The sequence below is a fragment of the Paenibacillus sp. DMB20 genome, assembly GCF_000987955.1.
In the GTDB taxonomy this organism is placed as follows: Bacteria; Bacillota; Bacilli; order Paenibacillales; family Paenibacillaceae; genus Paenibacillus_AQ.
On record NZ_LAZU01000053.1, the window covers coordinates 56,407 to 77,553 of the forward strand.

Genomic DNA, 21,147 nt, shown 5'->3' on the forward strand with positions numbered 1-21,147 from the left:
TCCTTATTTTAAACACGCAATCACCAATTGCGGCGGGTTGATGAACTAATTCCTACTATACGACAGATCGAAAACTTTGGAAAGGGACAACCTGGGCGCCTATATATGGCGGCATTTTGCTCGTGAATAGGCGAGCTTATACGGACAATCATACAAGAGGAATCGGCCGGCATGGAGTACTATAACATATGTCACGAGTTAAAGGAGGCGTAGCAGCATGGCGGGAAGACAGCTGGCCAGCAAGTGGCTGAAAACGGAAGCGCTGCTGACCGATCCTCAGATTACCCCCTATATTCCGGCGACGGGAGCTTACGGAGGGGACGATCTGATGTCGATGCTCTCGGAACACGGCATGGTCGTCATCAAACCGGTTGTTGGTACCGGCGGGAGTGGCGTGATCCGCATTGAAACGGTCGATACCGGCTACCAGGTGAGTCATAAAGGACGAACAAAACATGTCGAAACATTCCCGGCCTTGCTTCGGGTTTTGGCAGGCCTGAAGCTGAGACGGAGATATTTGATTCAGCAAGGAATCCATCTGGCAAGGATTAACGGCCGCCCTTTGGATTACCGCGTAAAGGTTGTCAAAGAACGGGGAGTCTGGCAGTTCCGGGCTATGGTTGGAAGGCTTGCCAGACCGGGCCTGTTCGTAACCAATCTTTGCAAAGGCGGAACGCTGCTCCGTTGCAGGCCGGCCTTACGGATGTCGCTGCCGCACATCGATTCCGTGGAGAAGCGTAAAGAAATGAGGCAGCTGACCCGGAACTGCATTGCCGTGCTTGAATCCAAATTTCCGGGAATCGGCCAATTGGGGTTTGATTACGGATTGGACCGGGAAGGGAATATATGGATTTTAGAGGTGAATACCCGTCCGAGTTAACATCCTTAAGCCTCCATTATCGGTGTTTGTATGAATTAGTGGAAGGGTAATGAAAAATAAAATGAGATTAGCCGATATATATCATAGTTTCTATTCCTACCAATGGTGATTAATTTTTTTTATAATAGATTTGCCCAATATCCTGTGTATAACATTTATCCCCATAATCCACGTTGATAGAGCAATATTTTTGACACTTACCAACAAATTATACACAGGATTTCCACATGTGCTTGTGGATAAGGGAACAGTTGTTCTGACATTTGATGTTTGCTATGATGAAATCAGGAAAAATGAGGAAGGGGTGTGAGCGTGATGGCTATGTTGACGGATGAGATGCTACTGGATTCCTATCATATGGCGGTTGAATTAAAACTGGAACGAGAGTTTATCACTCTGCTGCTGGCCGAAATTCATAAGCGGAACCTGGACACCGATTCCATCAGTATCCTGCACTAGCTCCACTTGCATATAAAGATATCAGCAAAACGACATGATCATAAACCTGGAGCTTACATATGAATGTCGTGCAACCAATAGAAAAGGTATCTTCCATCCGCAGTATGATCCTGCTGCGGAAATGGAAGATACCTTTTTTGTGGATAGCGATCAACAAACCTTGGATTAAAGCTTCATATTGCTGCTGTGTCCCGGAGCCAGGCGGGCTTCCGGATCAAAATAAACCTTGGCATTGTTTACGGCTGTCGGCGCTTCGCCGAATCCGACGGCAATAAGTTTGACCTTGCCCGGGTATGTCGTAATGTCGCCTGCGGCAAAAATGCCCGGAATGCTTGTTTCCATTCGGGAGTCGACCACGATGGAGTTGTTCTCGATCGCGATGCCCCATTCGTTAATCGGACCAAGTGACGAGATAAAGCCAAAGTTTACGATCACATCGTCCACTTCAATCTCCTGCTCTTCTTTTGTCTTGATATGGGTGAGCGTTACCTTGCCGATTCGTTCCTCTCCTTGCAGCGCAGTGATTTCGGTCGGGGTAACGATATGAACCTTCGACGCGAACAGTTTCTCGACACTATGCTCATGCGCACGGAACTTGTCGCGGCGGTGAACAAGCGTAACCTGCTCCGCGATCGGCTCCAGCATGAGAGCCCAGTCAACCGCGGAATCCCCGCCGCCGCTGATCAGCACCTTTTTGCCTTGAAAACGGCTAAGGTCGTTGACGAAATAATGAAGGTTTGTTCCTTCGAACTTATCGGCATTTTCGACTTCCAAGCGGCGCGGCTCAAAGGCTCCGACACCCGCTGTAATAATAACGGCCTTGGCATGGTGCTCATCCTTGTCCGTTTTTACCACGAAGTGCCTTTCGTCCAGCTTCTCGACGGATTGAACCTTCTCATCCAGCCGGATGTCAGTATCGAACAGATCCATCTGCTTGGACAGATTGTTGACGAGTTCCTGGGCGGTCACTTTCGGAAACCCGGCTACGTCATATATATATTTTTCCGGATACAGCGCGGCTAATTGTCCTCCGAGCTGAGGCATGCTCTCGATCAGCTTGACCGAGGCCTGGCGCATGCCGCCGTAAAAAGCGGCGAACATGCCCGCGGGGCCGCCACCGATAATGAGCAAATCGGTCATTTGTTCCTGCGGCAAAGATGTCATAGGGTAAGCACCTCCGTCTTCAAATAATATATCGAATCGGACTACCTAAGTCCTATCCTGATTCAATGAATCCTTTACTATTATAATCTTCTAAACTTGGGAAGGAAAGCCGCGGATTCCTTCAAAATACCCATGTTCGCAATGGTTGCGCTTTCTTGTCTTGACGCTGCCGGAATCAGGATAAATGGGTATGTTCGTCAAGCAAAATTACCCCTTGATCTTTGCTCCATTTATGCATATGATTAACGTGATAACTTGCGCTTAGACTGCATTTATCGACATTTTTACGCATCGGACGGCAGCATGTTCATCCATCTGGCGTCTTTGATTTTACAGGGAAGCAAGCATCAGGTACCAACCTTAGCGGGCTCTTGAAAAGGGCTCTTCTCTTTTTTTGGGGTCATATTCACAAAAATTTAACATTTTAAACCATACAATAGATAGAGAGAACGCCGGGAGGAGCAGGAGAATGAGCAGCATACCCAAAATCGTAATCCTTGGAGCGGGTTACGGTGGCATACTGACAGCGCAGCGGCTGCAGAAAGAATTGAATTATAACGAAGCTGACGTTACGCTGGTAAACCGACACGACTATCATTACATTACGACCCATCTGCATATGCCTGCAGCGGGAACGGATAGTATCGAAAATACGAGGGTGTCCATATCCAAGCTGATCGACGAGTTCAAAATCGATCTGGTAAAGTCTTCCGTGCAGGAGATCCGTCTCCACGACAAAAAGGTTATTCTGGAGGACGGAACCTTGTCTTACGATTACCTGGTGATCGGCCTGGGCGGCGAACCTGAAACCTTCGGCATTCCGGGGCTTGCCGAATACGCCATGTCGATCCGCAGCATTAACTCGGTCCGGCTGATCCGTTCGCATATCGAGTACCAGTTCGCATTGTACAAGAACGAACGCAGACCTCAAGAACGGATTAATTTCGTGGTAGGCGGCGCCGGATTCAGCGGAATCGAGTTTGTGGCCGAGCTAGCCGACCGTATTCCGAAGCTCTGCAAGGAATACGACGTCGATCCGACCCTCGTCAATATTTATAATATCGAAGCGGCGCCGTCTGCCCTTCCGGGATTTGCCCCTGAACTTGTGGACTATGCGATGGAAGTGCTGAAAAAGAAAGGCGTTACTTTCAAATTGGGCACCGCAATCAAGGAATGCACGCCAAACGGGGTTGTTCTCAGCACGGGCGAGGAAATCCGTTCGGCTACGGTCGTATGGACCGGGGGCATCCGCGGCAACCGGCTGATCGAAGCCGCCGGCTTCGAAACGATGCGGGGCCGAGTCAAGGTGGATGAGTACCTCCGTGCTCCAGGTTATGAGAACATTTATATTATCGGCGACAACTCGCTGATTTTTAATGGAGAGCGTCCGTATCCGCCTACGGCACAGATTGCCATGCAGCAGGGCGTCTGCTGTGCGCAGAATATCGTTTCCGCCATCCGCGGGAAAGAATTGAAAGCATTCGAGTTCCATAATAAGGGGACCGTTGCCTCCCTCGGCAAAGGCGAAGGCATCGCGGTTGTCGGCGATAAGAAGTATCAGGGCTGGAAAGCGGCGCAGCTAAAAAAACTGGTCGACCTGCGATACCTCTTTATTATCGGGGGAATTCCGCTCGTCCTGAAAAAGGGAAGGTTTCTGTAAATGAGACACTGCAGTGTTCAAGTGCGAGGTTTGCTGACGCGTCATGAATTGGACCGGTATAACGCCCTAATGGATGTGGGCTCCTATCTGGAATCCCAGGAACGGTATGATCTGGCCTATACCATCCAGCAAGAGGTGGATCTGTTGATTTTACCCGCGATTGAGCGGTTAAAGGAGAAGAGCAGAGCCCGCGACAGGGCCACTGCAGAGTATTTGGAATCCCTCCGCCCGGATGAGGAAGAAGACGACAATTAAACGATAGAGGAGAGGTATGTTCCTGCGGGGGAGCATACCTTTTTTTGAAGAGATAAGAAGGTATAAGCTTCGAAAGATGCGGCTTCCTAATATCGCCTGTGCGTGGATGTTTTTTGCGAACCCCTTATAAAATCCTTATATTCTCTTGCTACGCTCAAGACAAGCATATAAAAGGAGTGTATCAAGAATGGAAACGACAATAGAAAAAAAGGGGCTCAGCGGCTTTGACCTGAAGCGCATAGCACTCGTGCTCATGGTACTGGACCACATTCATTATTTCTTTGGATTTACAGGGAGCATCCCTATATGGTTTTCCATGCTGGGCCGGCTTCCGGCGCCGCTGTTTTTGTTCTGTTTGGTAGAAGGCTTTATCCATACACGGAACCGCAAAAAATATTTTCTGCGCATCTATGCTATTACAATCGCAATGGGTCTTGTGCAATATAGCATGATGATCTTTGGATTGGCGCGTCCTGACGGCTTTTTTCCGCAAAATCAGATTTTTGCAAACTTCAGCATTCTTATTGTTATTCTGCAGGGGATTCATTGGCTCAGCCAAAAGGATTGGTTAAAAGGGCTCGCCGCTGTGGTTATTCCGCTGGCGTGGCCTTTCATCGTTATGCAGCTCGTGGGGGTTATCCCGTCACTTGGCCAGTGGGCAGGGCTTGTGCACTACACGGTGTTGCCGATGCATACGGCTATTCTTGACGGCGGCACCATCTACATCCTGCTTGGCATCCTGCTGTATCTGCTGCGAAACAACCGCAAGCTGCAGGCTGTTGGATATTTTGCTGCCGCTATCTTGTTACATGTCGGATTCGTGAGCCTGGCAGTACCTGATATTAAGCTGTCCCAGTTCTTCACTGAAGCGTTTGAGTGGATGGGGGCATTTGCGGGAATTTTTATGCTGTTGTATAACGGCAAGCGAGGCAAAGGCTCCAAACATTTCTTTTACTGGTTTTACCCGGCGCACGTGTATGTGCTGTTTGCCCTGTCGTGGGGATTGTATCATTTATTACATTAAGAGAGGTGTGAACCTTTGGCGCACATTATAGTCGTTGATGATACCGAAGATATTTGCAGTTTATTGAAAATGGCGCTGGAAAAGGACCATCACAAGGTTACGATCGCACGCAGTGCTTCCGATCTGAGCATTCCGTTATGCCAAAGCGCGGATCTCATACTTCTCGACATTATGCTTCCGCACGAAGACGGGTTTTCCATTTGCAGCCGCATTCGTTCGCAAACGGATTGTCCCATCTTATTTCTGACGGCCAAGAACGGGAATGACGATGTTTTAAACGGGTTATCCATCGGCGGAGACGATTACATCACCAAGCCGTTCAACCTTGCCCAGCTGCGGGCGCGCATTGCTGCCCATTTACGGCGGGAGCAGCGCGCACCCGTTCGGCGAATGTATCGCGGGGCGTTCAGCTTTGATTTGGCGGGTAAAATGCTTTTTTGCGGCAACGAGCAAGTCCCCTTAACCAAAAGCGAATATGCGATTTGCGAAACGCTTGCGCGTCACGCCGGATTTGTATACTCCCGGGAACAGCTGTTGGAGGCCGTTTTCGGATGCGGCAGCGATTCGGATACCGCCGCGATCACGGAGCATGTCAAAAATTTGCGCAGCAAGCTGGCCGTGTTTGACGGGGTACCGATAGAAACCGTTTGGGGAATCGGATATAAATGGAAAAGCGAAAAGGAATAGGCCTGTTATCCTTACTGTTGCGGTATGTGCTGATCTGCGGAGGGCTTTCCGCGGTATTTGTGGGTTTATGGTGGGGCGCGATAACCGTCTCCATAAAGAACGGATTTGTTTTACCCGCTAACACGGCTGAACGCCAAGCCCAGCAAGCCCTTGTACGGCTGCAGGAAAAGGGCGTATTTGATAAGACGCTGGTGCCGCCGTTATCCGATTACGCGTTGTTTGCAAGCGATGGGACATTGATCGAAACTTCCCTTGCCGGTAACAGTGGCGGCCTGGAAGATGCAAAGCATTATGCATTGACCGGTGAGAATGGAATCTTCCGCTATCATGCAGCGACAAAGCTGGACGGCAAAACTTGCGTCCTGCAGTATCGGTTTCAGATGCCATACGCGTCCGAGACGCTGAGAAAAATACTGCCGGAGTTCCAAACGCTCAATACGCTCAGCCTTATTTTACTCATTCTGATTGTATTCATTGTCGTTACCCGGCATTATGTCCGTGTATTTAAACGTTGCATTGCGCCGCTGGAGGAAGCTGCCAAGCAGATGGCTGCCGGCGATCTTGAAAGCTCGTTCATGACCTCCGGTATCCGGGAATATGACGCGGTATTGAGTTCCATGGACCATCTCAGGTCCACGCTAAAGCAGTCATTGCTGGACCAATGGAACATGGAGCACAGCCGTGCCGCGCAAATCACTGCGCTTGCGCATGATCTAAAGACCCCGCTCACCGTCATTGACGGCAATGCGCAGCTGCTTGAAGAATCCAATCTTACCCGAGAACAACAGCATTGCCTGAACGCTATTTTGCGCAATGTGCAATCGGCACAGAACTACGTAAATGCACTCAAACAGTTATCGCACCCCGAGGGCAGCGTTTTGAATGAAAAAGAAGGGGTGGACGGAAACCGTTTTGTGGACGGGGTTCGGAAGAATGCGGAAGAGATTTGTCATGTTTGCGGAGTGGCGCTGGACTTTGGTGCGGATAGCGATATCCCATCGCTTTATATCTTGGTGCAGGAAGTACAGCGCGCAATTAGCAACATTATTGATAATGCCGTGGAACGTACCCCCGAAAATGGAACCGTACGCATCATTTGCCGATGGGAGGAACCTTACCTTACCATTGCCGTGGAGGATGAGGGGCCGGGATTTACGGACAAGTCTTTAAAGCATGCAACGGAGCTGTTTTATACCGATAATGAGAGCCGCACGTTGAACGGGCATGTGGGGATTGGCCTTACCTTTGCCAGCAGCGTGGCGCGTCATCATCGCGGAGAATTGACGCTGGGCAACACCGCAAAAGGGCACGGATGGGTATGCTTGAAGCTGCTCTGTTCAGTTTAGGGTTTGGATGGAAATGCAATTACATAATTATTTGCCCCTTCAGCAAATTCAAATGATGCATGGGGAGAGATACTGTCGTTCAAATTATCATTTATTCGTAACATATCCAATAATTTCATTTTGGGATACTCTAATACAAGCCACACAAAAAAGCACCTTGAGCAGAAAAAAATATATCTGTTCGGAGGTGCTTTATCGTTTTGCACTTATAGCAGGATACGGATTTTATACTTTCATCAGCAACGTGAAAGCCTCAGGCTCCAGCAGGTTGCCGACATAGAAAGGCCCGAACTCGCCGAAGCGCGCGCTGACTTCGTCAAACCGCATTTCGTACACGAGCTTTTTGAAATGAAGCGCATCATCCGAGAAGAGCGTGACGCCCCATTCCCAATCGTCAAAGCCGACCGAGCCCGTAATGATCTGCTTGACCTTGCCCGCGTAACCGCGTCCGATCATGCCATGGCTGTGCATCATGGTACGGCGGTCTTCCATGCTGAGCATGTACCAGTTGTCCGTGAGATCGCGCTTTTTGTTCATCGGATAGAAGCAGATGTGCTTGGATTTCGGCAGCTGCGGCTTCAGACGCGCGATCACATGCGGGTTCTCCATCGGGTCGCCGCCGGAGGAGCCGGCCAAATAATTGCTCAATTCAACGATGCTGACATAGGAATACGCTTTGGTTGTATACTTGGCAAACGTCGTTTTGTTAAAGGCGTTTTCGATGGCGTTCAACTCTTCAAGGGTTTCCCGCAGATGCATGAATACAATATCCGCTTTTTGACCCACGATGGTGTAGATCGCCGTGCTTCCTTGTTTGGATTCCTCCACCCGGTTCCACTCTTCGAGGAACTCGTTCAGCTCGTCCAACGCGACGGCGCGCTCTTCGTCATCCGCAGCTTTCCAGGCCGGCCAGTTGATCGAACGGAAATCATGCAGTGCATACCAGCCTTCCAGCGTCATGGCGGCTTCGTTCATATGATCACTCCCAAATCAATTGTATTATGCGCTAATTTCAAACGGATGAACCGCTTGCTTATATCTACCCTTCATTGTAGCGAACCGGGGGGCTTAGGGCAAACGCCGACACAATCTATTCACGGAATGTTCGTTGATATGTGACATTTTTTTTAGTAAACTATCTACTAGCCCGTTCGCATGTGCTCTTCTTCATAGTCATAGAGGAAGCTGCCGGCAGCGGCGGTGATGAAGAAGAGGTGAATGGCTACAATGCTGCAGTTTATTCCCGTGGTTGTGCTGATGATATTATTTTTTGTTATGATGTTCGGCATCGGATTTATATTGAACATGCTGATGAAAACGACTTGGTTTCCCTGCTACCTGTTCGTCATCGTGATTTTGCCGGTTGTCGTCTACAGCTTGTGGAACCGCGATCAAATGACGCTTTTGGCGCACTTGGGTTCATTCCAGCTGGTGGATTATCTGACAGGTTTGGCCGGCCTTGCAGGGGCGTTCTTGAGCGGGTGGACCATCAAAACGCTGCGCATCAAAGGCTTTAAAATGTTTTAAAGGTTGTTGAAAAAGTCATCTTTTGATCACGAAGAAAATCCAGGCAAGTGGAATCGACATCGAATCTTGAATTCAGCCGGGCCTTTCGATGCTCACGTAGGGTTACCCTACGCTCCGCTTCTCAGTCCCTAGCTTTATTCAACCTTCTTGGTGCTGAAAACCTGACTTTTTGAACTTTTATTATGAAGAGGTTGTTCAAAAAGTGCTTCATGCATGATGTAAAACATCGGCGGCTCTCCCTGAACGGGCGAGTCGTTTTTGTTGCTTTTTTGAAAAAAATTCATCGCCCGTTTCCATAAAAATAGAGGGATTTAACAGATTTGCGGTCTTCTTTTTATGATAGAATAGAGGCAGTCTATTTTTTAGAATATATAAAAGTGTAAGTTTTTAATTACACTGGCTTGTATTTGTCGCAGAAACGCCATCGTCCGCTTCAAAGGACGACGGAGCCGTTTCTGCTCGGACGACAGGGAAGGAGCTATCAACATGCGCATGACTAATTTTTTGCATTTTACCGAAAACCACCGTTACTGCGTATACCGCGACTTCTGCCTGAGCGGCTTGGACGAAAAAATGCTCATTTCCATATATCAACCGATGGTTGGCGCTTTTGCGGTCAGTTTGTACCGGCTTCTCGCCATGCATGTGCCGGGTGAGAAGGTCGGCTACTCGAATATCGACCAGCAGCGCCGATTGTTCTTAACGCTGGGGCTTGAACCCAGTGAAAAAGGGCGCCGATACCTGATCGAACAGACCTCGAAGCTGGAGGCCGTCGGGCTGCTTCAAACGAGCCGCATGTATGTCCTGGAGACGGATGACTATGTGTATGAATATGAGCTTCAGCCTCCGCTTTCTCCATCGGATTTTTTCAATACCCAGCATCTCACGCTCCTGCTCCGCGACAAGGTCGGCAAATTCGCCGTACTGGCTCTTCGTGAGCAATTGTGGAGCAAGGAGCCCCAGGAATGGTCGGGAATATCGCTCAACAAAGAGAATATATCGGTTCCGTTCTACGATATTTTTGAGCTGAATACCCACGTGATCGATTATGAGCTGGAGCAGGCGCTGACCGAAGTGGAAACCCCGCGGAAACAGGCCGTACCGGTTATGCCTCAGGGGGATGGGCTGAATTATGCCGACATTATTTTGAGATTTCCGCGCGAGTCCAAAAACCGGGTGTTCGTGGAGCGCTTGAGGTATGACCATGAACAGATGGGAATTGTGAATTACGTGGTGCGCAAGTACGATCTGAGCGTCCAGGATATATGCCGCCTGCTTGATGAGGACGGTATTTTCTCCGGTCAGGGCGAGGTGATGCTGGATGATCTCCAGCATAAGGCGAGCCTTCATTTCCGGCAGGGCATGAAGCTTCAGGAGAAGAGGCAGATTACGGCCGGGAAAGTGGTGGCCCTTCATCAGGAACTAAACGGAGAGTCCGCCGAGCCTGCCGAGGAACATGCCGTTCAGATGGAGTATTACGTGGAGGTCCCTGCCCAGTTCCAGTCCAAGTGCGATATTCACCAATATAATATGATGCTCCGGAACGAGCCGTATACGAAGCTGCTTCAGACGTTCTTTCCCGGCACGGTGCCCGCGCACTTCATGGATATGTTTGAAAAAATCGATCTAAGCTACAAGCTTCCGGGCGAAGTGATCAATGTGTTGATTCATTACCTGATGTCGTTAATCGCATCGGGAGGAGATCAGCGGATCAACCGCAATTTTGTAGAGGCCATTGCTTCCAATATGCTGCTGAAGCAGGTTGACAGTTACGAGAAAGCCGTCCAGTATATCCGCGATCAGGCCAAAACGAAAGGCAGGCAGGCCACAGCCGCTTCGCGCACGCGTACATACGCCAAGGGCGGAAAGGTGAAGCCGGACATTCCGGTGGCGCAGGAGTCCGCCCAAGGCGAGACCGTTACGGAAGAGGAGTTCGAAGAATGATGAGGCTGGCTGCCGAGATGCAGGCAAGCAAAAAGAGAGGCGTGTAAGGAGACGAGACGCTCTTAAGAAAGGAAGGTGGGCCCATGGAATCTCTTGGTGAAGTGCTGGAAAACATGAAAAGTCCGGCCTTCCGCCGTCGTTCGGATGAGATTGCGGAGAATTTGCTGCAGCATCCTTTAATCCGCAGCTTAAGGGCGGAGCATCCGGAGCTGGATGAACGGGTACTGAAGACGAACTTGAGCCGTCTTTACCAATACGTCGGCGATCATTCGAACTGTGAACACTGTCCCGGACTTGAGCGGTGCCCGAATGATTTTCAAGGCCATTACAGCAAGCTGGAAGTGCAGCGCGTGAACGGCTCTCCGGAAATATACGAGCGCAAAGCGCCTTGTTCCCTCCAAATCGCCAAAATCAACGAAGACCAAATACGGAAGCGGGTTCGCAGCTTTTACGTGGATGAACGGGCGTTGAATGAAGGTTATGACGAAGTGGAGATTATGGCTAAAGACCTGCGCCGCGCCCCGGCCGTGCACCAGGTTTTCCGATACATCCGGGATACGAAGGAGAACGGTTTGTCCCCGCGGGGGCTGTATTTGACGGGATCATTCGGGACGGGGAAAACCTTCCTGATGTGCTACCTCCTGCATGAGCTTGCGAAAGACGGCTACACCGGCGTCATCGTGTATATGCCGGACTTTGTGGAGGATTTGAAGGTGATGATGCAGGACGGTGCCAAGCTGAAGGATACGGTAGAAACCATGAAGCAGTGCGACCTGCTCATTTTTGACGATATCGGGGCGGAAAATCTGAATCCGTGGGTACGCGACCATGTGCTTGGCTCTATTCTCAATTACCGCATGAACCGGAAGCCGACGTTTTACACATCTAACTATCATCTTGACCATTTGGAGAAACATTTGAGCTTTACGAGCAAGGATGGCGAGGAAAACCACAAAGGGCAGCGCCTGATGAACCGGATATCTCCGTTCGTGGACGTTGTCCAGCTGTTTGGCGAAAATCAGCGCGGAAAAGTATAGGGATTTCGATTCGCAATAAAATAATAAAAAACAACCGGCCGCAGGCCGGTTGCTCAAAATAAAGAAGCGGTGCCGTCCTTTGAACAGGATAGGCACCGCTTCTTTCTGCGTGCTCATAGGAGCATTAGCTTATGATGAACTTAACAATGACCAATGCGAAGAAGATGACGAACATGAAGCCGAACATGCCCAGAAAGCCAAACGTCGTATCGAAAAAGTCATTGCGCGGTTCTTCATTGATATGCTCCCGAGGATCTGCCGCGTGCACGTTAACATCCATGATGCTGCCTCCTCAAACTTCCGTGTGATCCTGTTCATTGACAAGATCGCCCGGTTTGTTACTTGTAGTATACCCAATAGGCAATTCATTTGTAAAGAATGGTTGGGAGGGCCAAACCAAAGGCATGTACTATTTCACTTTAAGCTTACGGATGTGGTATACTATGGTGGTCAGCTTAGACATAATAGTTTAGGCACATATATGTGACATTCCTGTAAGGAGGAGAAAACTCATGGCTATCGTGAATGTATCCGATCAAACCTTTTCCACCGAAGTGGAAGGTCAAGGAACGGTTTTAGTTGACTTCTGGGCGCCTTGGTGCGGTCCTTGTAAAATGCTTGCTCCGATTTTGGATGAATTGTCCCAAGAGCTCGGCGATGACGTGAAAATCGCAAAGGTAAACGTGGATGAGAATCCCGAATCCGCATCCCGCTTTGGCGTGATGAGCATCCCGACGATGATCTTCTTTAAAGACGGCCAGCCTGTCGATAAAGTTGTGGGCCTCAACTCCAAAGAAGCCCTGAAAGGCATTATCGCAAAACATCAGTAAGCATCTTTATTATAGGATGTCGTGTCCCATACAGCGCCTTCGGTTTTCGTGCCGGAGGCGCTTTGTGCGGTTGCGTCGGTAACCAGTTCCCCCGAGAGAGGAGGAGAAGGATGGAAGATTTCGCGCAGAAGCTGCAGGAACAGGAGAAGGCGATGGAAAATATCCGCAACAAGCTTGCCCTGCTGCCCGATTTGCCGGGTTGTTACCTGATGAAGAACGGGGAAGGCAAAATCATTTATGTAGGCAAGGCCAAGGTTCTTAAGAACCGGGTGCGTTCCTATTTCACGGGAAGCCATGACGGCAAAACCCAGCGTCTCGTTTCTGAAATCCGCGATTTTGAATACATCGTCACAGGGAGCAACATGGAAGCGCTCATTTTGGAGTGCAACCTGATCAAAACGCATCAACCGCGTTACAATGTATTGCTCAAGGACGATAAAACGTATCCATATTTGAAAATTACGAATGAAGCGCATCCCCGTCTTGAAGTGACACGGAAGGTGCTTAAAGATAAAGCCAAATATTTCGGTCCTTATCCGAACGCGTACGCCGCCCATCAGACGAAGAAGCTTCTGGACCGCATGTATCCGCTTCGCAAGTGCGATGTCATGCCTAAGGATGTATGCCTCTATTATCATATGGGCCAGTGCATGGCTCCCTGCGTGAAGGAAATTCCGCAGACGGCTTACGAGGAAATTACTAAGGAAATCCAATCGTTTCTAAGCGGCGGCCATGAAGAGGTCAAAAAAGAACTCCACCGCAAAATGGAAGAAGCTGCTGAAGATTTGTACTTTGAGCGGGCAAAGGAACTTCGCGACCAGATTAGGCATATCGATGCCATCATGGAAAAGCAGAAAATTACGACGGCTGATTCCAGGGATCGGGACGTATTCGGTTATGCGGTCGATAAGGGCTGGATGTGCGTGCAGATTTTGTATATGCGCCAAGGGAAAATGGTCCAGCGCAATGCTTCCGTGTTTCCGTATTACGGAGATGCCTACAGCGATTTTATGTCGTTTGTCACCCAGTATTACAGCGACAATCCGGCACTGCCTCAAGAGATCCTGCTGCCGGCGCCAGCCGTTGACGATGAAGCACAAGAGCAAACGGCGTCCGCAGCGGATTCGGCAAGCGGTTCAGAACCTGCCCAAGTGGCCGGAGCCGTTGATGAAGCCGACGAGATCAGGATGACGGAAGCGGACGAGGCTGACGCTGCGGAGACCAAGCAAGCGGCGGCGGCTGACGAAGTTTCCACCGAGCAGGAACACGGCGTGAGGGCAGGGGCGGTCGATGCGGCCGGCGGAGCGGAAGCCCTGCAGGAATGGATCGGCGTGAAGGTCCATGTACCCCAGCGCGGCCTGAAGCGTCAGATGGTCGGTATGGCCTCGCAAAACGCGAAGGTTTCGCTGGACGAGAAATTTCGGCTGATCGAACGGGACGAGGAGCGGACAACGATCGCTGCGGCCAACTTGGGCGAAGTGATCGGACTTGACGTGCTGCACCGGATCGAGGCATTCGATAACTCGAACATTCAGGGAACGAACCCGGTATCGGCGATGGTCGTGTTTATCGATGGCAAACCTGCCAAGAAGGAGTACCGCAAGTACAAAATCCGTTCCGTTCAGGGCCCGGACGATTACGAGACGATGCGGGAGGTTGTGCGCCGCCGGTATGAGCGCGTGCTGAAGGAAAACCTGCCGATGCCCGACCTGATCGTGGTCGATGGCGGAAAAGGGCAGATATCCGCGGCAGTGGACGTATTGGAGAACGAGCTCGGCTTATTTATTCCGGTTTGCGGATTGGTGAAGGATGCCAAGCACAAAACGGCCCAGCTCATGGTGGGGGATCCGCCGGAGCCGGTGTCGCTGCCGCGCGACAGCCAGGAGTTCTACCTGCTGCAGCGGATACAGGACGAGGTCCACCGCTTTGCGATATCGTTCCATCGCGAACAGCGCGGGAAATCGATGGTAACCTCCAAGCTGGATTCGATTCCGGGCATCGGGGAGAAGCGGCGGAAGCTGCTGCTCAAGCATTTTGGTTCGGTAAAGAAAATAAAGGAAGCGAGCGTCGAAGATTTTCGGGCCCTGTCCATCGGCGAAAAACTTGCGAATGAAATATTGAGAGCTTTGAATGATCCTGAACAATCATAACGTGTAACCAAAAGAAAAACGGCTTACCGTCCTAAATGGACGGATAAGCCGTTTCTTTTGTCGGCGGGCCCGGATTGAATTTATATATGGCATACCCTACGATCGCCGGCAGAATGATGTAGAAGATGCCGAACAGCAGGTTGGCCGTGTCGTTCATCATCATAAGGCTGAAGCCCATCAGGATGCTGTTGAACACCACATGGGCAAACACCGCGGAAAGATAACCGTACCGCAAAAAAACAAAGCTGAACAGCAGGCCGATGATGACAAGCTCAATCGGTCTTGAGATGACGGGATAAATCGGATAAAGCGTATGCCCCAGCGCCCAGATGATCGAGGTGATCAGGCTGGCGGCAAACGTGTTGCGGACGATTTTTTTGACCATTTTAATCCCGAATAACCGGTACACGGCTTCTTCCGAAATGCCCGCAAACCAGGCCATAAGCGGGAACAGCCAAGGATAAAGCATATTATACGGAGACTGGCTGGCATCCGTTGTGGACCAGGTGTGCAGCGTAAGGCTTAGTCCGACAAAGATGATCGACTGTACCCCAAGCAGGATAAGAGCCCATACATAACCGACCTTCATGCTTTGCAGCACATACGGTCCATAACCCGGATCTTTGGCCTGCGGCCATGGATTAAGACCGTTTTCCTTCCGCCATAGCCCGTTTCCTCCAACGAGGGAGAAATAGAGCAGGGCCGAAAAGATAAGGGAGTACCCGGCATAAAATATCATGATTCCACTGATGCCCGACGCGGACATGCCTTCCGCTTTGAAAAATGGGATTAGGTTGTAAGTGTTCAGCATCTGGATCACGAACAGAAGACTTGCAAGAAAAATGCCGCGTTTGAAGGATGTATGTGCTTTGGTCTTCACGCTGTATATGATCGCCAGGACACCAAGCACGAGCGTAAACAGTCCGTAGCCCAAAATGGTAAGCAGCGTGGCGTTCAGCGTCTGCTTCTCTACGTATGCGCTGTGGGTTTTCGGGACAGAGAAAGCCGGTTCGTAAGAACGAAGCTGGCCGTTCTCGAAAGTAAAACCGAGCTGAAGAACCGCATCGCCAACCTTTGCCGCAGGGTCACGGTATTGCAGCCCGGGTTCTCCTTCCCGGGTCAACAGCTCCAACCTGGAGGAATCGTACCCCGCTCTTTGTACCCAAGGCTCGGCCAAAGCCTGCTTCTCCGCAAGCGACAAATCGCCCTCGATGATCAGGAGCATTTCCCTGCGTACTCCTTCACCCTGCAGCATGGCCCCCTTGTAACGGGATCCTTCCAGGTCGTAAGAGAAGCCGGCAATGCCGCCGTTTTGCATATGGACGTCCACGTTAAGCGCTGTGCCGTCCGGCTCCTCGAATCGTACCCTGTAAACATCGTAAGGGTATTTGCTTTCATATTTTTTATTATATTCGTCGAGCTTGTTTTCTTTGGATAAATACCCGTACACGTCGGAACGGGATTGATATGTAACAAGCGGCGGCGTTTCTTCCGGAGCCGGAGCCATCTGCATTTGCTCCCGTACGAAGCGTTCCGCAGCCTTTGCCGCTTCCGGTTTGCTGATCATTTCAGGCGTTTTTCCCGTTTCCAGCGTCCTTGAAGATGTGCTGGGGAAGACTTGGAAGATCAGAAACAGTACCAGCCCGATGACTGCCAGTATGACCAAAGGTTTGAAGTTGGGCTCGAGTTTGAGGGGCTGTCCCGTTTTATTCATGTCAATCCTCCTTAATCATTTATTTTTCGTAGCCGTTTCGAAGGACCATAACATATTGCCGGTTGATTGGGTAAGTCATAACTACAAGACATAAAGCCAATATAACACAATATGATATCGTCAATCTTCTTATCCCGTTCAAAATCATGAAAAATACGATGAAAATGAAGGAAAGCTTTCGAAAAGCTCAGAAAAGCCCATGCTGCTCTTCTCGAATATACCCAATTTGGTTCTTTTTTAAAGATTTTGAAGCTAAAAACGGTTTTGGGTTCGTCGAGCGATTGCGTTATAATCACATCATGTTTAATGAATTGAATAAACAGGCCGAATTTCGTAATGAAAACGGGGGAACCATTTAATTGGGGTGAATTTCGCTTATGCAAGGCAGCGAATAGGGCAACCTGTGATATGCCCGAATCCGTCAGCTAACCTCGTAGGCTGTAACACAGGAACCCAACCGTCAGGCATTGGATTTCCAGTGCTTTTTTCTTTTGACTTTTTAAAGAGGTGAAGATGTTGATTTCCAAATTAAAATGGCTTCGCTTTTCGCCGCCACAGATTCTTGTGATGGGGTTCGGAACGATTATTATGATCGGCACGATGCTGCTGATGCTCCCCATTGCGAACACGACAGGAGAGCCGCTGAACTTTATGGACGCTCTGTTTACGGCCACCTCCGCAACCTGCGTAACCGGGTTGGTTGTCGTGGACACGGGAACCTTCTTCACCACCTTTGGTCAGGTCGTCATCATTTGCCTGATACAGATTGGCGGATTGGGTTTTATGACCATGGCTACGCTGTTTGCACTCGTTCTTAAGCGCCGTATTTCGTTGAAAGACCGTTTGGTCCTGCAGGAAGCCATGAACCAGTCATCAATGGAAGGCATCGTCCGGCTGATAAGGAGAGTCCTGCTGTATTCCTTGATTATCGAAGCGAGCGCGATGGTCCTCCTAACATTACGCTGGGCGTTTGAAATGCCATTTGGAAAAGCTATGTATTTTGGCGTTTTTCATTCGGTATCCATGTTTAACAATGCGGGATTCGACCTGTTTGGCGAGTTCAGCAGTTTAACCAGGTTCGTAGACGATCCGCTTGTAAACTTCGTGGCGATGTTTCTGATCATCTCCGGCGGGATCGGCTTCATCGTCATGGCGGACATCGTGGACTACAAGAAAAACCGCAAGCTGTCGCTGCATTCGAAAGTCGTTCTTTCCATGACATGCGCGCTTATACTGATCGGCGCCATCGTTATTTTTATATTTGAATTCACGAATCCCAAGACTCTTGGTTCTTTGAACTGGGGCGGAAAAATATTGGCTCCTTCTTCCAGTCGGTTACGCCGAGAACGGCAGGCGCCAATACGCTCGACATTGGAGCCTGCGGCAGGCGACCCAGTTTTTCATCGTCATCCTGATGTTTATCGGCGCTTCGCCGGGATCGACCGGGGGCGGAATCAAAACAACGACGTTTACGATCATGATCGGTGCGGTTATTGCGATGATCCGCGGCCGGGACGACATCGTATTGTTCCGTTACCGTTTGGCCATGGAACGGATTTTCAAGGCGCTGACCATTACGCTGCTTGCGCTGTTCCTGGTTATTGCCGTGTCGATGATACTTTCCACGACGGAGGACAGCAGTTTCCTGTCGATCTTATTCGAAACGACGTCGGCGTTCGGTACGGTGGGGCTGTCGATGGGACTCACCCCGGAGTTGTCGCTCTTCGGCAAGCTGCTGATCTCTCTTACCATGTTCGCGGGGCGGCTCGGCCCGCTGACGTTGGCATACGCACTGGGGCCTAAAAAGGGTAAGGAATTGTATCGTCACCCTGAAGGTAAAATGATTATTGGATAAGGAGATTGACTTAGAACATGAAACCAAAGCAGTTTGCGGTAATCGGACTGGGGCGCTTCGGCGCAAGCCTTGCCCTGGAACTGATGGAACTGGGTTACGAGGTTCTCGGCATTGACCGGGATGAAGAAGTAGTAGAGGATATGAGCGATTTCCTTACGCATACCGTCGTGGCGGATGCGACGGATGAAGAGGTGCTGAAATCGCTTGGCATTCGTAACTTTGATTGCGGGATCGTCGCGATTGGGGACGAGATACAGACGAGTATTTTGGCTGCGATCCAGCTTAAGGAACTGGGCGTGGGCACGGTCGTGGCCAAAGCGATTTCGGTGCTGCACGGACGGGCGTTGGAAAAATTGGGCGTGGACCGGGTTATTTTTCCGGAGAGGGATATGGGAGTCCGCGTGGCTCATCAACTCGTGACGCCTAACCTGCTCGATTATATCGAGCTGTCGAAAGATTACCGGATCGTGGAGATGACCGTAACGGACTGCATGGACGGAAAAACGTTGAGCGAGCTGAACACGCGTGTGCGGTACGGCATCAGCGTAGTGGCGCTGAACCAGCGCCAGGGCATCATCGTTGCTCCGACAGCCATGGACGTGCTGAGGGCGGGAGATATCATGGTGGTTATCGGATCGAAAGAAAACATCGACCGTTTTGAGGGCGAGGTCGTCAATTCATAAACTTGGGCTGCTCCAAGACCGGCTTCATTGGAATATTTCGATATACGTTCATTAAAATAGTCATTGAAAGCAAACAGCCTGACGCCGGCATGGGGTCAGGTTGTCTGCTTTTTTTCTTCCTGCCGGCGCCGGAACAGTCCTTCGGTCTCGTCGATCCAGCGGCTGGCCGCACTGCTGAGCTCGGAGGTTTTGCCATAGATGAGGCTGGTCGTCCGCCGGGTTTCAATCAGCGCCGGGATATGAACATCCACAAGGCCGTTATCCGAGAGAAGCTGCGGCCGGAGATAGGATTTCGGTAACAGGGAGGCGGCTTTGCACGTCGGAATGAGCCTTACGATGGCTTCGAAGGAGTCGATCTCCATCCGGATATCCGGCATGATGCCCCAGCGGTGGAACAAATCGTCCGTCAGCTTCCGGTACCACGTTCCCGTGGAAAAATAATCATGGGCAATCCTTGAAGGTGCTCGATTCCGACCTCCTGGAGCTCCGAGAGCGGATGTCCCGCCGGAAGCACAAGCTCCAGATGATCGTCAAACAGCGGAATGCAGTTTAAGCCGGGCTGGTTAATGGATGAAGCGACGATGCCGACATCCGCGCGTTTATCCCGGACGGAGGATACGATTTCATGGGTCTTCCCCGTGATCAGCTTGATTTCGGCCGAAGGGTGTCTTTCCATGAAGGCGTTGACCAGCGGGGGGAGGGTGGTTTGGAGCGTGGTCAGGCTGGCTCCCAGCGTGATGGTGATTTGCTCCTCCTCCCGGTAATGAGCCAGCGTTTGCATGAACCGCAGCTGGTTTTGCCGCTGTTCCAGGGCATAGGTATAGGCAAGCTGGCCGATGGAAGTCAGCTCCAACCGTTTTCCGCGGCGGTTGAACAACTGAACGCCAAGCTCGTCTTCCAGTTTGGCGATTTTGCGGGAGAGGGCTGGCTGCGAAAGGTTCAAGAGCTTGGAAGCTTTATTCAGGCTGGACTGCTCCACAACGACAGCGAAAACGTCCAATTCTTCAAACAACGGGATCATCTCCTTTATGATGAATTTGTTATGCGTATAAATTATAACGATTAATAATTATATTGCAATTCCCTTATAAGAAAAAAAGGAGTAACATGAAATGTGACACAGGATGTTCACACAATGCGCGAAATCAGAGGCATTTTGTCGTTGTGTGCGGTTTTAGTCCTAGATGGTTTAAGTGTAATGATTTAAGATGAAACTTAATGAAAACGCTGTACATTGGAAAGGGGAACGTCACTGATGAAAGGGTACTATTCCAGAAAGCTGCATTCTTTGCTCGGCGTCATACCGCTTGGATTTTTCCTGATCGAGCACATGCTGACGAACTACACAGCTTTCGAGAGTGGCAAGGAAGGTTTTACCGATGCCGTCCTGTTTATCAACAAATTGCCGCTCGTATTTTTTCTGGAGCTGTTCTTTATTTGGCTGCCGCTGTTGTACCACGGCGTATACGGCCTGTACATTGCCTACCAAGCAAATTCGAACATCGGCAACTACAATTATCCCCGCAATATCCGGTTTACGCTCCAGCGGGTTACCGGCGTGATTACGTTTGTGTTCGTGATCTGGCATGTTTATGAAACGCGGTTTCAAATTGCCCTCGGCCGTGTGTCGCATGAGGAAGTAGCCAGCGTAATGCATGATATCGTCAGCAACCCGGTTATTTTCGTACTATATGTTATCGGGGTCATTTCGGCTTCCTTCCATTTTGCCAACGGCCTGTGGGCGTTCCTGGTAAGCTGGGGGATTACAGTGGGACCGCGTGCGCAGCGCGTTTCGTCCTATATTTGCATGGGCTTGTTCGTAATCATGGGCGTCATGTTCGTGCTGGCGCTGACCGCTTTCCGGAATTCCGAATTCCAGGCGGCTGCGGCGGTTGTTGATATGTGCAAATCAGTCTTTGTCTAAGGAGAGTG

17 protein-coding genes, 3 pseudogenes and 1 riboswitch are annotated in these 21,147 nt (G+C 50.3%); of the genes and pseudogenes, 15 read left to right on the forward strand and 5 right to left on the reverse strand.

The features are described 5' to 3' along the window. Positions 1-217: 217 nt before the first annotated feature. Both XI25_RS28225 and XI25_RS28230 read left to right on the forward strand, forming a co-directional pair. The gene (locus XI25_RS28225) at positions 218-880 is read left to right on the forward strand and encodes a YheC/YheD family protein (protein ID WP_046681181.1); all 663 of its coding nucleotides are present in this window, start codon (positions 218-220) and stop codon (positions 878-880) included. A gap of 315 nt (positions 881-1,195) precedes the next feature. Next, entirely contained in the window at positions 1,196-1,339 is a 144-nt protein-coding gene (locus XI25_RS28230; protein WP_152669237.1) for a sporulation histidine kinase inhibitor Sda, read from the forward strand. A 165-nt stretch (positions 1,340-1,504) separates the two neighbouring features. Here XI25_RS28230 and XI25_RS28235 read toward each other — a convergent pair whose 3' ends face one another. Next, positions 1,505-2,503, reverse strand: coding sequence for an NAD(P)/FAD-dependent oxidoreductase (locus tag XI25_RS28235; protein ID WP_046681182.1), 999 nt, complete (start codon positions 2,501-2,503; stop codon positions 1,505-1,507). A gap of 469 nt (positions 2,504-2,972) precedes the next feature. Between XI25_RS28235 and XI25_RS28240 the strand changes: the two genes are divergently transcribed. The 5 genes from XI25_RS28240 (at position 2,973) to XI25_RS28260 (ending at position 7,475) form a co-directional block, all read left to right on the forward strand. Beyond that, the gene (locus tag XI25_RS28240; RefSeq protein WP_046681183.1) at positions 2,973-4,163 is read left to right on the forward strand and encodes an NAD(P)/FAD-dependent oxidoreductase; all 1,191 of its coding nucleotides are present in this window, start codon (positions 2,973-2,975) and stop codon (positions 4,161-4,163) included. Further along, the gene (locus tag XI25_RS28245; protein WP_046681184.1) at positions 4,164-4,418 is read left to right on the forward strand and encodes a hypothetical protein; all 255 of its coding nucleotides are present in this window, start codon (positions 4,164-4,166) and stop codon (positions 4,416-4,418) included. It begins immediately after the preceding gene. A 187-nt stretch (positions 4,419-4,605) separates the two neighbouring features. Further along, complete coding sequence (locus tag XI25_RS28250; protein ID WP_046681185.1) at positions 4,606-5,442, forward strand: TraX family protein; 837 nt, start codon at positions 4,606-4,608, stop codon at positions 5,440-5,442. 15 nt (positions 5,443-5,457) lie between these two features. Next, positions 5,458-6,129, forward strand: coding sequence for a response regulator transcription factor (locus XI25_RS28255; protein ID WP_046681186.1), 672 nt, complete (start codon positions 5,458-5,460; stop codon positions 6,127-6,129). After that, a complete protein-coding gene (locus XI25_RS28260; protein ID WP_046681187.1) occupies positions 6,108-7,475 on the forward strand; it encodes a sensor histidine kinase in 1,368 nt (455 codons plus the stop codon). The genes XI25_RS28255 and XI25_RS28260 overlap by 22 nt, the downstream gene beginning before the upstream one ends. 225 nt (positions 7,476-7,700) lie before the next feature. Here XI25_RS28260 and hemQ read toward each other — a convergent pair whose 3' ends face one another. Then, the gene (gene hemQ / locus XI25_RS28265) at positions 7,701-8,450 is read right to left on the reverse strand and encodes a hydrogen peroxide-dependent heme synthase (protein ID WP_046681188.1); all 750 of its coding nucleotides are present in this window, start codon (positions 8,448-8,450) and stop codon (positions 7,701-7,703) included. Positions 8,451-8,702: 252 nt separating this feature from the next. Here hemQ and XI25_RS28270 point away from each other — a divergent pair, with 252 nt between their 5' ends. From XI25_RS28270 to dnaI, 3 genes and pseudogenes are all read left to right on the forward strand, one after another. Then, on the forward strand, positions 8,703-9,002 hold the full coding sequence (locus tag XI25_RS28270; RefSeq protein ID WP_082112521.1) for a YuiB family protein: 300 nt from the start codon (positions 8,703-8,705) through the stop codon (positions 9,000-9,002). 486 nt (positions 9,003-9,488) lie between these two features. Continuing rightward, positions 9,489-10,993: pseudogene (locus XI25_RS28275) on the forward strand (helicase DnaB). Positions 10,994-11,029: 36 nt separating this feature from the next. Then, positions 11,030-11,983, forward strand: coding sequence for a primosomal protein DnaI (gene dnaI, locus XI25_RS28280; RefSeq protein ID WP_046681190.1), 954 nt, complete (start codon positions 11,030-11,032; stop codon positions 11,981-11,983). Between the two features lie 124 nt (positions 11,984-12,107). On the opposite strand, the gene XI25_RS33175 is transcribed toward dnaI, so the two are convergent. Further along, positions 12,108-12,263, reverse strand: a complete 156-nt coding sequence (locus XI25_RS33175) for a YqzM family protein (protein ID WP_152669238.1) — start codon at positions 12,261-12,263, stop codon at positions 12,108-12,110. A gap of 232 nt (positions 12,264-12,495) precedes the next feature. Here XI25_RS33175 and trxA point away from each other — a divergent pair, with 232 nt between their 5' ends. Both trxA and uvrC read left to right on the forward strand, forming a co-directional pair. Next, positions 12,496-12,813, forward strand: coding sequence for a thioredoxin (gene trxA, locus XI25_RS28285; RefSeq protein ID WP_046681191.1), 318 nt, complete (start codon positions 12,496-12,498; stop codon positions 12,811-12,813). 110 nt (positions 12,814-12,923) lie between these two features. Then, a complete protein-coding gene (uvrC, locus tag XI25_RS28290) occupies positions 12,924-14,963 on the forward strand; it encodes an excinuclease ABC subunit UvrC (protein ID WP_046681192.1) in 2,040 nt (679 codons plus the stop codon). A 31-nt stretch (positions 14,964-14,994) separates the two neighbouring features. Here the strand turns inward: uvrC and XI25_RS28295 are convergent, their stop codons facing one another. Continuing rightward, positions 14,995-16,677 carry a CPBP family intramembrane glutamic endopeptidase gene (locus tag XI25_RS28295; protein WP_046681193.1) on the reverse strand — a complete coding sequence of 561 codons (1,683 nt, stop codon included), beginning with the start codon at positions 16,675-16,677 and terminating at the stop codon, positions 14,995-14,997. 312 nt (positions 16,678-16,989) lie between these two features. Continuing rightward, positions 16,990-17,131: riboswitch (cyclic di-AMP (ydaO/yuaA leader) on the forward strand. Between the two features lie 59 nt (positions 17,132-17,190). Here XI25_RS28295 and XI25_RS28300 point away from each other — a divergent pair. Then, positions 17,191-18,532 (forward strand): annotated as a pseudogene (locus XI25_RS28300) (TrkH family potassium uptake protein). 17 nt (positions 18,533-18,549) lie between these two features. Beyond that, positions 18,550-19,215 (forward strand): potassium channel family protein, encoded by a 666-nt coding sequence (locus XI25_RS28305; RefSeq protein ID WP_046681194.1) that lies wholly within the window; start codon positions 18,550-18,552, stop codon positions 19,213-19,215. 95 nt (positions 19,216-19,310) lie between these two features. Here the strand turns inward: XI25_RS28305 and XI25_RS28310 are convergent. Continuing rightward, a pseudogene (locus tag XI25_RS28310) lies at positions 19,311-20,227 on the reverse strand (LysR family transcriptional regulator). Between the two features lie 243 nt (positions 20,228-20,470). Between XI25_RS28310 and XI25_RS28315 the strand changes: the two are divergent. Continuing rightward, a complete protein-coding gene (locus tag XI25_RS28315) occupies positions 20,471-21,139 on the forward strand; it encodes a succinate dehydrogenase cytochrome b558 subunit (protein WP_046681195.1) in 669 nt (222 codons plus the stop codon). The last annotated feature ends 8 nt before the right edge of the window (positions 21,140-21,147 follow it).

Coding starts and splice junctions, on each gene's coding strand:
- XI25_RS28225 (WP_046681181.1), top strand. CDS start 218: ATGGCGGGAAGACAGCTGGCCAGCAAGTGGCTGAAAACGGAAGCGCTG.
- XI25_RS28230 (WP_152669237.1), top strand. CDS start 1,196: ATGGCTATGTTGACGGATGAGATGCTACTGGATTCCTATCATATGGCG.
- XI25_RS28235 (WP_046681182.1), bottom strand. CDS start 2,503: ATGACATCTTTGCCGCAGGAACAAATGACCGATTTGCTCATTATCGGT.
- XI25_RS28240 (WP_046681183.1), top strand. CDS start 2,973: ATGAGCAGCATACCCAAAATCGTAATCCTTGGAGCGGGTTACGGTGGC.
- XI25_RS28245 (WP_046681184.1), top strand. CDS start 4,164: ATGAGACACTGCAGTGTTCAAGTGCGAGGTTTGCTGACGCGTCATGAA.
- XI25_RS28250 (WP_046681185.1), top strand. CDS start 4,606: ATGGAAACGACAATAGAAAAAAAGGGGCTCAGCGGCTTTGACCTGAAG.
- XI25_RS28260 (WP_046681187.1), top strand. CDS start 6,108: ATGGAAAAGCGAAAAGGAATAGGCCTGTTATCCTTACTGTTGCGGTAT.
- hemQ (WP_046681188.1), bottom strand. CDS start 8,450: ATGAACGAAGCCGCCATGACGCTGGAAGGCTGGTATGCACTGCATGAT.
- XI25_RS28270 (WP_082112521.1), top strand. CDS start 8,703: ATGCTGCAGTTTATTCCCGTGGTTGTGCTGATGATATTATTTTTTGTT.
- dnaI (WP_046681190.1), top strand. CDS start 11,030: ATGGAATCTCTTGGTGAAGTGCTGGAAAACATGAAAAGTCCGGCCTTC.
- XI25_RS33175 (WP_152669238.1), bottom strand. CDS start 12,263: ATGGATGTTAACGTGCACGCGGCAGATCCTCGGGAGCATATCAATGAA.
- trxA (WP_046681191.1), top strand. CDS start 12,496: ATGGCTATCGTGAATGTATCCGATCAAACCTTTTCCACCGAAGTGGAA.
- uvrC (WP_046681192.1), top strand. CDS start 12,924: ATGGAAGATTTCGCGCAGAAGCTGCAGGAACAGGAGAAGGCGATGGAA.
- XI25_RS28295 (WP_046681193.1), bottom strand. CDS start 16,677: ATGAATAAAACGGGACAGCCCCTCAAACTCGAGCCCAACTTCAAACCT.
- XI25_RS28305 (WP_046681194.1), top strand. CDS start 18,550: ATGAAACCAAAGCAGTTTGCGGTAATCGGACTGGGGCGCTTCGGCGCA.
- XI25_RS28315 (WP_046681195.1), top strand. CDS start 20,471: ATGAAAGGGTACTATTCCAGAAAGCTGCATTCTTTGCTCGGCGTCATA.